General features: G+C 54.5%; 14 protein-coding genes. 5 read left to right on the forward strand and 9 right to left on the reverse strand.

The genetic code is table 11. The annotated features are described in order from the left end of the window. Positions 1 to 140 precede the first annotated feature (140 nt). Together OGV82_RS19710 and OGV82_RS19715 are read left to right on the forward strand one after the other, a co-directional pair. Positions 141 to 830, forward strand: coding sequence for a CPBP family intramembrane glutamic endopeptidase (locus OGV82_RS19710; RefSeq protein WP_047457198.1), 690 nt, complete (start codon positions 141 to 143; stop codon positions 828 to 830). A gap of 133 nt (positions 831 to 963) precedes the next feature. Next, positions 964 to 1,056 carry a KPN_01571 family protein gene (locus OGV82_RS19715; protein WP_208855431.1) on the forward strand — a complete coding sequence of 31 codons (93 nt, stop codon included), beginning with the start codon at positions 964 to 966 and terminating at the stop codon, positions 1,054 to 1,056. Between the two features lie 57 nt (positions 1,057 to 1,113). On the opposite strand, the gene ynfM is transcribed toward OGV82_RS19715, so the two are convergent. Next, a complete protein-coding gene (gene ynfM, locus OGV82_RS19720; protein ID WP_012132469.1) occupies positions 1,114 to 2,367 on the reverse strand; it encodes a multidrug efflux MFS transporter YnfM/SxtP(Kp) in 1,254 nt (417 codons plus the stop codon). A gap of 120 nt (positions 2,368 to 2,487) precedes the next feature. On the opposite strand from ynfM, the gene ynfL reads away from it, so the two are divergent. The 3 genes from ynfL (at position 2,488) to bioD (ending at position 5,557) form a co-directional block, all read left to right on the forward strand. Then, positions 2,488 to 3,387: a multidrug efflux transcriptional activator YnfL/SxtR(Kp) gene (gene ynfL / locus OGV82_RS19725; RefSeq protein ID WP_047457195.1), complete on the forward strand. Its 900-nt coding sequence runs from the start codon at positions 2,488 to 2,490 to the stop codon at positions 3,385 to 3,387. A gap of 128 nt (positions 3,388 to 3,515) precedes the next feature. Beyond that, a complete protein-coding gene (gene mlc / locus OGV82_RS19730; protein WP_012132466.1) occupies positions 3,516 to 4,736 on the forward strand; it encodes a sugar metabolism global transcriptional regulator Mlc in 1,221 nt (406 codons plus the stop codon). Positions 4,737 to 4,861: 125 nt separating this feature from the next. After that, on the forward strand, positions 4,862 to 5,557 hold the full coding sequence (bioD, locus tag OGV82_RS19735) for a dethiobiotin synthase (RefSeq protein ID WP_024130350.1): 696 nt from the start codon (positions 4,862 to 4,864) through the stop codon (positions 5,555 to 5,557). Here bioD and clcB read toward each other — a convergent pair. The 8 genes from clcB to dmsB form a co-directional block, all read right to left on the reverse strand. After that, positions 5,513 to 6,802 carry a voltage-gated ClC-type chloride channel ClcB gene (gene clcB, locus OGV82_RS19740; RefSeq protein WP_047457191.1) on the reverse strand — a complete coding sequence of 430 codons (1,290 nt, stop codon included), beginning with the start codon at positions 6,800 to 6,802 and terminating at the stop codon, positions 5,513 to 5,515. The genes bioD and clcB overlap by 45 nt on opposite strands. A gap of 164 nt (positions 6,803 to 6,966) precedes the next feature. Then, positions 6,967 to 8,115 (reverse strand): osmoprotectant ABC transporter ATP-binding protein OsmV, encoded by a 1,149-nt coding sequence (gene osmV, locus OGV82_RS19745; protein ID WP_047457187.1) that lies wholly within the window; start codon positions 8,113 to 8,115, stop codon positions 6,967 to 6,969. Then, a complete protein-coding gene (gene osmW / locus OGV82_RS19750) occupies positions 8,115 to 8,762 on the reverse strand; it encodes an osmoprotectant ABC transporter permease OsmW (RefSeq protein WP_012132461.1) in 648 nt (215 codons plus the stop codon). The genes osmV and osmW overlap by 1 nt, the downstream gene beginning before the upstream one ends. Before the next feature lie 9 nt (positions 8,763 to 8,771). Continuing rightward, entirely contained in the window at positions 8,772 to 9,674 is a 903-nt protein-coding gene (gene osmX / locus OGV82_RS19755) for an osmoprotectant ABC transporter substrate-binding protein OsmX (protein ID WP_012132460.1), read from the reverse strand. 27 nt (positions 9,675 to 9,701) lie between these two features. Beyond that, positions 9,702 to 10,412, reverse strand: coding sequence for an osmoprotectant ABC transporter permease OsmY (gene osmY, locus OGV82_RS19760; protein ID WP_047457184.1), 711 nt, complete (start codon positions 10,410 to 10,412; stop codon positions 9,702 to 9,704). A 305-nt stretch (positions 10,413 to 10,717) separates the two neighbouring features. After that, on the reverse strand, positions 10,718 to 11,332 hold the full coding sequence (dmsD, locus tag OGV82_RS19765; protein WP_024130349.1) for a Tat proofreading chaperone DmsD: 615 nt from the start codon (positions 11,330 to 11,332) through the stop codon (positions 10,718 to 10,720). 41 nt (positions 11,333 to 11,373) lie between these two features. Next, complete coding sequence (locus OGV82_RS19770; protein ID WP_047457182.1) at positions 11,374 to 12,231, reverse strand: dimethyl sulfoxide reductase anchor subunit family protein; 858 nt, start codon at positions 12,229 to 12,231, stop codon at positions 11,374 to 11,376. A 1-nt stretch (position 12,232) separates the two neighbouring features. Next, positions 12,233 to 12,850 (reverse strand): dimethylsulfoxide reductase iron-sulfur subunit DmsB, encoded by a 618-nt coding sequence (gene dmsB / locus OGV82_RS19775; protein WP_012132456.1) that lies wholly within the window; start codon positions 12,848 to 12,850, stop codon positions 12,233 to 12,235. Positions 12,851 to 12,884: the final 34 nt, after the last annotated feature.

The following is a 12,884-nucleotide window of genomic DNA, read 5'->3' on the forward strand; positions in this document are numbered from 1 at the left end:
GTTTACCCTGATTCATACATGTTTATACGCTGATGGCAACGATGGCAGAAATGTTGGTAGGTTGTAAGTGATAATGATACTTCTTATCATAAATGGCGGTGTCGTGAAGCACACTGGTGAAATATTAACAGGGAACAGGGATGCAACAGGAAATCAATAACGCCTATATTGTCAGGACAAAAGCAGTGTCAGGCTGCTTTTCTATGTTTATGCTGATGTTTGGTATTACATTTACGCCACTGTTTTTTACCCGCAGTGCGCAATTAATGGAAAGTGGGTTACTTTTACCGCTGATGTTTGTGCTGGAATTTCTTATTCTGGTCCCGCTGTATTATCTCTTTTTTAGAAAAAGAGACGGTCTGGGAAAAGGCACATTGAGCGCAAAGTGGTTTGTTATTTTGTTTGGCGCCATTCTGATCATCCAGTTTCTTTTACCTGCTATGTTGGGGATGAGAAAAACAGAAGCGTGGGTCATGACGCAGGTTTCATTGCATAACTACGCTTTCTGGCTGACCAACCTGTCACTGATTTTCCTCGTCCCGGTCTACGAGGAAATCGTCTTCAGAGGGTGTCTGTTCAACGCCTTTCAGTACTGGTTCAATGATAAGGTGTGGGCGACGTCGCTTGCCGTTTCAACGCTGTTTGCGCTGATGCATACGCAGTACGCCGATATCAGAACATTATTGATGTTATTTTTAATATCGCAGGTGCTTATTGTCGCCAGAGTCAAATCTAAAGGGTTATTAATGCCTGTTACCCTGCATATATTAATGAATGCGACGGTGATCGGGATACAATATGGCGTTCAGGTCTTATTATCCTCCGGGTGATATTTACGGCATTCGGAAGCGATATCGTCAGTGTTGCCCACCATTACAGGTAGTTTTATCTTCCGGTCTCGCTTTTGGGTATCGTGCGGGGTAAAGTCAAACCTCAACAATAAAAATAAATACACACAGCATGATGAATCCAATTATCTGGGTTATCTTTGCTCTTCTGGCACTGGATGCCGTCAGGGAATTGATGGGGGCTTCTTCCATCCTGGGATTGTGGTAATCCAAAGCGCTGGTTGAGCTGTAAAGAGTGCCCGGGCTCGACCCGGGCTTCTCTTTATCAAACGTGCAGACGATGATGCAGGCGGGAGCCAACCAGCAGCGCCAGAAGCAGCATCAGCGCGATAAACCCGCCCACACCGTTCCAGCCATAGCTGTGCCAGAATACCCCGCCTAACGTCCCGGCAATGCTGGAACCCAGGTAATAGCTGAAGAGATACAGGGACGATGCCTGGCCTTTGGCGCGTTTCGCGCGTGGGCCAATCCAGCTGCTTGCCACCGAATGCGCGGCAAAAAATCCGGCGGAGAAGAGCAGCATTCCGGCGAAAATCAGCCATAGCGACGTGAACAGCGTCATTAACAGCCCGAACAACATCACGCCGGTTGAGAACAACATCACCGGCCCGCGACCATAACGCGTCGTCATGGCGCCTGCTTTAGGCGAGCTCCAGGTGCCCGTCAGGTAAGCCACCGATAAAAGCCCCACAATGGCCTGGCTGAGTTCCCAGGGCGAAAGCATCAACCGATAGCCGATATAGTTAAATAGCGTGACAAACGACCCCATTAACAAAAAGCCTTCTGCGAATAACAGCGGCAGGCCCCTGTCGCGCCAGTGAAGGCGGAAGTTGATGAACAGCGTTTTGGGGCGTAATGAAGTCGGTCGGAAATGGCGGGATTCCGGCAAGATTTTCCAGAACATCAATGCGGACGCCAGCGCGAAACAGCCGATCGCCGCCAGTGCGATGCGCCAGTTAAAAAAGTCGGTAAATACGCCGCTGATCAGACGCCCGCTCATGCCGCCAATCGAGTTGCCGCTAATGTACAACCCCATTGAGAAGGCGACGAAACTGGGATGGATCTCTTCACTTAAATAGGTCATGCCTACTGCGGCGACGCCGCTCAACGACAGGCCAATCAGCGCGCGCATGATTAAAATGCCATGCCAGCTGGTCATCATGGTGGAAAGCAGCGTACAGCAGGAGGCCAGCAGCAGCGCCGTCACCATTACAGGTTTGCGGCCGATCGCGTCGGACAACGGGCCGGTAAACAGCAGCCCGATGGCTAACATGCCGGTGGAGATGGAAAGCGAGATACTGCTGCTGGCGGGAGAGACGCCAAATTCATGGGACAGCACAGGCAGTATCGGTTGTACGCAATAGAGAAGGGCGAACGTCGCCAGCCCGGCGGAGAATAGCGCCAGCGTAACGCGCATAAACTGGGATGTACCACGTTTTATATATTGAACCGGCTGGGAAATAATGTGTTCATCAACATCGCTCGCCGTTGCGGTGTCGACAGCAGTAATACGACTCACTTGAAATCCTTGCTCAACATCCCCGTGATTATGGTGACGGGTATGACCTCAGTGCTAAGAGTAGGAAAATCAAAATATTCTGTCTAATATATTAATAATCTCAAATAATATTTATAAAATATGAATATTGAACTTCGTCATCTACGCTACTTTGTGGCGGTTGCAGAAGAGTTGCATTTTGGCCGGGCGGCTGCGCGGCTGAACATCTCTCAACCTCCGCTAAGCCAGCAGATCCAGACCCTTGAACAGCAGATTGGCGCGCGGCTGCTGGCGCGAACCAACCGGAGCGTTGCGCTGACGGCGGCGGGTAAGCAGTTTCTGGCAGACAGTCGGCAGATCCTTGGGCTGGTGAATGAGGCCGCCGCCCGCGCGGAACGCTTGCATCAGGGGGAGACCGGCGAGCTGCGCATTGGCTTCACCTCATCCGCGCCGTTTATTAAAGCCGTCTCGGATACGCTGTCTCTGTTTCGCCAGGACTACCCGGATGTGCATATGCAGACCCGTGAAATGAACACTCGCGAGCAGATTGCGCCGCTTAATGAAGGCGCGCTGGATATGGGGTTACTGCGCAATACCTCATTGCCGGATACGCTGGAATGGGAAGTGATTCTGCATGAACCGCTGCTGGCGATGATCCCCCGTGAACATCCGCTGGCGCAAAAGCCGGTCGTGACGCTGGCGGAGCTGGCGAAAGAACCGTTTGTCTTTTTTGATCCGCATGTAGGAACGGGGTTGTATGACGATATTCTCGGCCTGATGCGCCGTTACCATCTCACTCCGGCGATCACTCAGGAGGTTGGAGAGGCGATGACAATTATCGGGCTGGTAGCCGCAGGACTGGGGGTATCGATCCTGCCCGCCTCGTTTAAACGGGTACAGCTTGATGAAATGCGTTGGGTGCCCATTGCCGAAGCGGACGCCGTGTCGGAAATGTGGCTGGTATGGCCGAAACATCATGAACAAAGTCACGCTGCGCAACGATTTCGCCATCAACTTTTAACGGCCGCAAAGCGCGCTTAATTTAGTTTAAAAAGGGATGAAAATGTGCAGTAAATCACACGGCTAAGTAAAAAGTTGACGACAACTATTGAAGTCATTCACCATAGCCCACAGATTATTTCGGAGCGCGAAAATAAAGGGAGTCAGAGGTGGTTGCTGATAGTCAGCCAGGGCATATCGATCAAATCAAGCAGACCAATGCTGGCGCGGTATATCGCCTGATTGATCAGCTGGGCCCCGTGTCGCGAATTGATCTTTCTCGTCTGGCGCAACTGGCGCCTGCCAGTATCACTAAAATTGTTCGCGAAATGCTCGAAGCGCATTTAGTTCAGGAGCTGGAGATCAAAGAGGCGGGAAGCCGTGGTCGCCCGGCGGTCGGGCTGGTGGTGGAAACCGAGGCCTGGCACTATTTGTCTATTCGTATCAGCCGTGGCGAGATTTTTCTCGCCCTGCGCGACCTGAGCAGCAAACTGGTGGTGGAGGAGTGCCTTGAGCTACCGCTGGTTTCTGAGACTCCGCTGCTTGAACGTATTATTTTTATGGTCGATCAGTTCTTTATCCGTCACCAGCAAAAACTCGAACGCCTGACCTCTATCGCCATCACCTTACCCGGTATTATTGATACTGAGAATGGCATTGTGCACCGCATGCCGTTTTACGACGATGTCAAAGAGATGCCGCTGGGGGAAACCCTCGAACACCACACCGGTGTACCGGTCTATATTCAGCATGATATCAGCGCCTGGACGATGGCCGAGGCGCTTTTTGGCGCATCGCGCGGCGCGCGTGATGTTATTCAGGTGGTGATTGATCACAACGTTGGGGCTGGCGTGATTACCGACGGCCACTTACTGCATGCGGGCAGCAGCAGTCTGGTGGAGATCGGCCATACGCAGGTCGACCCCTACGGTAAACGTTGTTACTGCGGGAACCACGGCTGTCTGGAAACGATCGCCAGCGTGGACAGCGTGCTTGAACTGGCGCAGCTGCGACTCAATCAGTCAATGAGTTCTTCGCTGCATGGGCAGCCGCTGACGGTGGACTCGCTGTGCCAGGCGGCGGTGCAGGGGGATTTGCTGGCGAAAGATATCATTAGTGGCGTCGGGATGCATGTTGGCCGCATTCTGGCGATCATGGTGAATTTATTTAATCCGCAAAAAATTCTGATCGGTTCGCCGCTGAGCAAAGCGGCGGAAATCCTTTTTCCGGCAATTGCGGACAGCATCCGTCAACAGGCGCTGCCGGCGTATAGCAAACATATCGCCGTCGAAAGTACGCAGTTTTCCAATCAAGGGACAATGGCGGGCGCCGCACTGGTAAAAGACGCGATGTATAACGGTTCTTTGTTGATTCGTCTATTACAGGGTTAACATTTTTTAACTGTCGTACGAAAATTTGCGCTAACGCAAGCTGATCGCGATTGTCATACCTTAGACTTTCTCCACTGTATTATTTTCCTGGCTTATATTTTCGAAGCATAACGGTGGAGTTAGTGATGCTGAAGCGTTTCTTTATTACAGGTACAGACACTTCTGTTGGGAAGACAGTGGTTTCCCGCGCATTACTACAAGCGTTAGCGTCAGGGAACAAAAGCGTCGCAGGTTATAAACCCGTTGCGAAAGGCAGCAAAGAGACGCCGGAAGGCATGCGCAATAAAGATGCGCTGGTGTTGCAGAGCGTCTCTTCTATTGAGCTGCCTTATGAGGCGATCAATCCGATTGCGCTGAGCGAAGACGAAAGCAGCGTGGCGCATAGCTGCCCGATCAATTACACCCTGTTATCCAACGGGCTTGCCAGCCTGAGCGAAAAGGTTGACCACGTTGTGGTGGAAGGCACCGGCGGCTGGCGCAGCCTGATGAACGACCTGCGTCCGTTATCTGAATGGGTCGTGCAGGAGCAGTTACCGGTGCTGATGGTGGTGGGGATTCAGGAAGGCTGCATTAACCATGCGCTGCTGACCGCACAGGCTATCGCCAATGACGGATTACCGCTGATCGGCTGGGTGGCGAACCGCATCAATCCCGGACTGGCGCATTATGCCGAAATCATTGATGTGTTAAGCAAAAAACTACCTGCGCCGCTGATTGGCGAACTGCCTTATTTGCCGCGTGCCGAACAACGCGAGCTGGGGCAATATATCCGTCTGTCAATGCTCGGCAGTGTGCTGTCGGTAGACCGAGTCCTCGCGTAACGTTCGCGATAAGACCGACGCCACCACGCAGGCAATCAGTAATCCGGGGAGTAGCCGATACTCCCCGGTCATTTCACAGATCATCAGCGTCGACATCATCGGCGCGTGTGTTGTTGCCGCCAGCAGCGTCGCCATTCCTGTCAATCCCAGCAATATTGCCATCTCATCCGCTCCCGGAAGCCAGAATCCCCACATCCGACCGTATAACATACCAATCGACAAGCCGATGAACAGCGTGGGGGTAAAGACGCCGCCGGGCGCACCGGAACCGCTGCTGGCGAGTACGGCAAGTAATTTGCAGATGAAGATCCCGGCGATCACGGAGAGCAGCGGCGGGGCGAGCAAAAATGACTGCACGACGCTGTAGCCATTTCCCCAGACGGCCGGCGTCAGCAGGGATAACAAGCCAACGATGAATCCGCCCAGCGCCAGTTGCCACGGAGGCGATAATTTCAGCCGAATAAAACCGTTATGAGTGGTGGTCATTAACCACATAAACAGCGGCCCGCAGACGCCAGCCACCAGCCCGGTGCTGATAATCATCGCATATTCCCGCACATGTAAATCCAGCGACAGGTGAACCGTATAGAGCAGGGCATTACCGCCGCTGAGCAAATGGGTGGTCAGTAATGCCACGACGGCGGAAATCACAACGGGGCCAAGCGACGCCAGCATCAGCGTGCCAAACAGGATTTCTGCGATAAAGAGGCTGCCCGCCAGCGGGGCGTGATACGCGCTGGCCATCCCTGCCGCAGCGCCGCAGGCGATCCACAATTTCCACTCTTCACGCGGGGTGCAACGCTGAGCAAAACAGGATGCCGCCAGCGCTGCCAGTAAGATCATGGCCCCTTCGCGCCCGATGGCGCTACCGCTGGCGACGACAAGTAGCGAAGCAAGGGACTTCACCAGACTTGCCCCGTAATCGAATTGCCCATCTGTTTGCAGGGCTTCCATGTAGTCGGTGGGGGCATGGGGGCGTTGTTGATTCATTTTCTGCCAGCCCCAGAGCAGCGCACCTGCCGCGAGGCCGCCCACGGCGGGGGTGATCAGTCGTCGCCAGGGCGAAAGGTTTGTCGCGGCATTCACCAGGCTTCCCGTATCGTTACGTAAAAAAAGCCATTCCAGCACCAGCATGGCGTGACGAAACCCGGCTACCGCCAGTGCGGCAAGGGTGCCAATTATTGTCGCGATTAACAGGCGGCGAAACATCGCTCGCAGGTCAGGGTATGTATGTAGGCGGTGCATGGGCAGACCACACAGGCATTTTCAGGAGTGTCTATTTTGCGGGTAAACAGCGCGGGACGCAAAAGCACTGCGTGCGCAGGGGGAACTGCCCGATGGCGCTTCGCTTACCGGGCCGACAAGAATGTGCTCCGTAGGCCGGGTAAAGCGTAGCTGCCATCCGGCGTTTAGCTACTTTCGTGAATATTCAGCGCCCGACGGGTACGGCCTGAACTGAGATAATCGGCAATGTAATCCTGCGAGATTTCGCCGTTATAGCGTCCTTCCTCATCGACAATGGGCATCCAGCTGGTGTTACTCTCGTACAGTTTCGACAGCACAATACGCAGGTTGTCTTCCGCTTTTCCGGTGACGCGAAACGGGTGGATTATATCCGCGCAGGTGCCGTTGGCGTTCCTGGCTTCACGACGCTTCACAAAACCAAGCGGCTTGCCGTCGCTATCGACAACGGTGATCGCGCGAATATCATTATCGTCCATGATGCCAAATGCCTCTGCCAGCGAGGTGGCGGTGCGGGCGGTCAGGGTGGGTTGTTGGTCGGTTACGTCGCCCGCCGAAACCAGCAGAAGACGTTTTAGCGTACGATCCTGACCGACAAATGAGCCGACGAATTCATTCGCCGGTTTTGCCAGCAATTCATCCGGGCTGGCGCACTGTATAATGCGGCCCTGGCGGAATACGGCAATCCTGTCGCCCAGCTTCAGCGCTTCATCGATATCATGGCTGACCAGCATCACCGTCTTTTTCAGCGCCCGCTGCATATCAAGAAACTGATTCTGAATCACCTCGCGGTTAATCGGGTCCACCGCACCGAAAGGTTCATCCATCAACAGCACCGGGGGATCGGCCGCCAGCGCGCGGATCACGCCGATGCGCTGTTGTTGACCGCCAGACATCTCTTTCGGGTAGCGATGCAGAAACTTTTTCGCATCCATTGCCACCATGTCCATTAACTCTTCCGCACGACGTTTGCAGCGGGTTTTATCCCAGCCCAGCATACGCGGGACAACAGTGATGTTCTCTTCGATGGTCATGTTGGGAAACAGGCCAATTTGCTGGATCACGTAGCCAATGTTGCGCCGTAGCGTGACGGTATCCATCGCACTGGTGTTTTGTCCGTTAATGAAAATATTGCCGCTGCTGGGCGCGATCAGCCGGTTGATCATCTTCAGGGTGGTGGTCTTGCCGCAGCCTGACGGCCCAAGCAGCACGCACATTTCACCTTCCGGCACGTTCAGATTGATGTTATCAACGGCGTTAAGCGGTTGGCCATTCTTCTGTGAAAAGCGTTTGGTGAGGTTTTCCAGTTTTATCATTATCGTATCCCCTTAGGTGTCAGTACGACTTGCAGGCGATGCAGCAACCAGTCGAGCACAATGGCCAACAGACAAATCATCAGCGCACCGGCGATTAACATGCGGATATCACTCCCGCCGATGCCGTTCAGTAACAGTAACCCCAGGCCGCCAGCGCCAATGACGGCGGCGATGGCCATCACGCCGATATTCATGACGACGGCAGTGCGAATCCCGCCAAAAATCACCGGCAGGGCCATCGGAATTTCTACCCAGCGCAAACGCTGCCAGAACGTCATGCCAATTCCGCGTCCCGCTTCGCGCAAGCCCGGCGGTAAACTGTCGAGCGCGGTGTGCGTGTTGCGCACAATCGGCAGCAGCGAGTAAAGAAAAACGGCGGTAATTGCGGGAAGGGCGCCAATCCCCTGACCGATCAGCGAAAACAGCGGGATCATCAAACCAAATAATGCGATGGACGGGATAGTGAGCAGCAGCGTCGCCGCCCCTAACACCGGCGTAGCCAGCCATTTATGACGAACAATCAGAATGCCCAGCGGCACGCCAATGATAATCGCCAGACCGACGGCCAGCGCAACCAGCCACAAATGCTGAAGAGTGAGGCTCGTCAGATAACCCGCGTTATCCATCATGTAATGAATCGTATCCATAAGCGCTCCTTACAGCAGACCTTTTTGTTGCAGGAATGTGCGCGCAACCTGCTGGGGTGACTGGTGATCGATGTCGACCTGCGCATTAAGCGTCGAGATGACGTCGTTATTGAGCAGCCCGGAAAGGGTATTCAGCGCATCATCCAGCCCCGGATGGGCATCCAGTATCTCTTTACGGACGACAGGCGTGACAGCGTAACCTGGGAAGAAGCCTTTATCATCTTCCAGCACCTTGAGGTCAAAACCCTTCACCCGGCCATCCGTGGTGTACACCAGACCGGCGTCCACAAAGCCGTCGCGCACGGCGTTATAGACCAGACCCGGGTCCATTTGCCGAATCTGCGGACGGTCAAGCTGCATCTGGTAGGCATCCTGCAACGGCTTCATCCCGTCGCTGCGCCCGGAAAACTCAAGGTCGAGACCTAACATCCAGTTATTGTCAGGGTCGGTCTGGCGGATGTGTTCGATTTTCGCCACCATTTCCGACAGGGTGTTGATGTTCTCTGCTTCGGCGCGTTTGCGCTGCATGGCGAACGCGTAGGTGTTATTCATATTCGCCGGGTTTAGCCATACCAGTCCGAGCTTCGCATCCAGGCGTTTGACGGTATCGTAGGATTCCTGCGGGCTCATCCGTTTATCAATGTGGTTAAAAATGATCAGGGACGTGCCGGTGTATTCCCAGGTGATATCAATCTGCTTATTCACCATGGCATTACGTGAAATCACCGCCGCAATGTTGGTGCGCGGCTGAACCTGAAAACCCTTTTTTTGCAGGTACTGCACGGTCATGGCGGAAAGGATGTGTTGTTCGGTAAAACCTTTGGTTGCAAGGATCAACGGGGCCGCCTGAGCCTGTCCGGTAACGAGCAACGCGGCGGCAAGCCATCCCAGCAGATGTTTTTTTAATGTCATTCAACGCTCCTTATTCTTATCGTTGTATCAGGCCGTATGCGGACTGAGGATGCGGCCAAGCAGGGCAAGCAGGCTGTCGAGAATCAGCGCCACCAGAGCGGTTGCCGTTGCGCCCAGAATCAGCGTCGGGAAGTCATTGAGGTAAATGCCGGGGAAAATCAGCTCGCCGTAGCTGCTGGCCCCAATCAGGAACGCCAGCGGGGCCGTACCCACATTAATCGCCGTCGCGATCCGAATCCCAGCAAGCATCACCGGCCAGGCATTGGGCAGTTCAACCTGACGCAGACGCTGCCATTTCGTCATACCGATGCCGTTCGCGGCTTCAATCAGGGAGGCGGGAACAGAACAAAGCCCGGCGTAGGTATTGCGCACGACGGGAAGAAGCGAGGCGAGGAACAGCGCGAAAATCGCCGGAACGTCGCCAATGCCGATAATTACCATCGCCAGTGCCAGTACGGCCAGAGGCGGCAGAGTATTGCCTACATTAAAGAGCTGCATTACGTATTCGGCGAATCCTTTGGCTGCCGTACGGCTCAGTAAAATGCCGCTGGGAATACCGATAACTAAGGCGAAGAACATGGAGGTAAAGACGAGGAGTAAATGCTGTTTGCCCAAATAAAGCAGATCAACCTGACGCGCTTTAATGGTTTCCAGACCCACTCCCCAAACCAGCAGCGCCAGCACAAGAGCGATCGCGCCAGTAAACCCGAGCACGCGTTTTAACGTAAAGGTGTGCATTGCGGTGTGTCTCCCTGTTTGCATGCGTTATGGCAACGAAAGAGACGTTGCGTGTTGTTATGCCATGTAGCGGCAGGGTGTTTTGAGCTATAGCAACACGTCGGGAAGGATTCCAGCGAGACAAGTATTTAAATTAGCAGGCTATGCATGCCCGTTGCTCATTTGCCCTTACAGGGCGAAGGATGTGCGCGAATGTGAAGAATTGTCTTAAAAATGGAAAGTTGAAGTGACATTGTCACTTATCGGGAAGGAGAAACAACCGGTTTTTGATGATAAAGGCAGGGCGCGCCCTGCCTGAAAAAGCGTTAGCGAAACAGCGGTTTTACGGCGACAGGGATCAGTAACTGAGACTGCCACTGCGCCAGCGTTTGCTGTGCCAGCTCACCTGCCGCCTGGTAAAATGGATGGTTTGCGCCTTCGATGAAAACCGCCAGGAAGCGCGCAGACCACGGCAACAGATGCCAGGCCAGCAGTTGTTCGCATTCGCTATGACGGCCATTTTCCGCAAGCCAGGCAGCCAACAGCAACAGGGAACCAAAATGATCTTCCGGTTCATTTTGCTGGATCTCAAACTGGATGCCGTTGTCCCGCATCCACTGGCGTAATGCCAGCGTAGATTCGCCAAACAACACGCTTTCACGGTCCAGCCAGACCGATCCCCAGGGAGGCGACGGAAGCGCCCAGGGACCGACAAACAGACGTTGCCAGGCTTGCGGGAGCGGCTCCTCGATGTCGGCCTGAAAAACCGCCGCAATCGGCGCCAGAACCTCCGGTGAAAGAGGCCACTGCGCCTGCCAGCCGTCGGTTTTTAACGCTGAAACCAACGGGGCGGCTTCGGTACTGTCTGGCGCATAATAAAACAACGCGCCCAGCACGCGTGCAGCCATAGAAAAATCGTCACGTTGTGAAAAAGAAGTCATGAAACCATCCTGAAAGGTGCGGGTTTCCCCGCACGCGTAAGTTAACCTGCAACGGCCATTCCGACGGTCATATGCAGGCCGTAAAACAATCCGCGACCTATGATTTCGCCGCCAAGCACCAGGATTAACCCCAGCAACAATCCGACGACGTGCGGTTCTTTGCGGCGCACCAACGGGCATATCCAGCAACCCAGCCCGGCAGCAAGCAGCACTACGCGCCAGACCTGTAAGCGGCCATAGTCTGGAACCAGCGCGCTCGCCTGTTGCACGGAGCTGTGGATTGCCCCAAGCGACATGCCTTGCATGATGATTACGGCCACGCAGACTAACAGCGCCAGCACGCTGATGCTTGCGAACGTCGTGCCGTTGAATCTGGCGCGCGCGGCGCGCAATATCAGCGCCGCAAATAGCGGCCCGCTCAGGAACACCGTCAGGAAGAATGCCAGCGTCGTGTAGCCATTATACCAGGTAGGAACGGTATCGATCTGATAGACTCGCGTCATTGCCCAGACAAATACCACCCCGAGTACCATGCTGACCAGCAGCCAGATTTTGCCCAGTGCTTCCGGCATTTTGCCGAGCACAGCCACCAGCCACCAGAAACCGCCTACGGCAAAAAAGACAGAGCCAGCGGCAATTTCATTACTCAGCGCGGAAGCGCCTACCCGGTTAAGCGAGTTAAACGCGCGAAACGGCGAGCCGAGGTGCATGATCGACGCCAGAAAACCCAGCCCCATGACGACCCATAGAAAGAACATACCGCGCACAATATGCTGTCTGCTGGCCGCATCGTCTTTCGCCGCAAACCAGCCCAGACCGCTGACAATCAATGCGCCGACAACGCATTGACCGAACACCGTAAACAGCACCAGCGGCCATTCATGCCATCCATTTCCCATTTTATACCTCCTTCGGATTTGCCAGATAACCCGTGGTATCCCCGGTCGGGCGGCTGTTGGCGTTGGGTTTAATCACAATGTTCGGTCTGGTGAAGTGCGCACCCGGCAGCGGCGCAACGGCCGCCAGCGTGCCATGTTTCTTCCGCAGCTCTTCTATCGGGCCAAAGTCCAGCGCGCGCAGCGGGCAGGACTCGACGCAGATCGGTTTTTTGCCGTCGGCAACGCGGTCATGACAGCCGTCGCATTTGGTCATGTGGCCTTTGGCGGCGTTGTACTGCGGCGCACCGTACGGGCAGGCCATATGGCAGTAGCGACAGCCGATGCAGACGTCCTCATCCACCACCACAAAACCGTCCTCGCGTTTGTGCATCGCGCCGCTCGGGCACACTTTCGTGCAGGCCGGGTCTTCGCAGTGGTTGCAGGAAATGGAAAGATAGTAGGCAAAGACGTTCTGGTGCCAGACGCCGTTGTCCTCCTGCCAGTCACCGCCCGCATATTCATAGATGCGGCGGAAGCTGACGTCCGGGGTTAAATCTTTGTAGTCTTTGCAGGCCAGTTCGCAGGTTTTGCAACCGGTGCAACGACTGGAGTCAATAAAAAATCCATATTGGGTTGTCATCGGTTACTCCTTATACCTTCTCAACCTGAACGAG

The sequence above is a fragment of the Citrobacter sp. CK191 genome (assembly GCF_030333435.1).
GTDB classification, from domain to species: Bacteria; Pseudomonadota; Gammaproteobacteria; order Enterobacterales; family Enterobacteriaceae; genus Citrobacter_B; species Citrobacter_B koseri.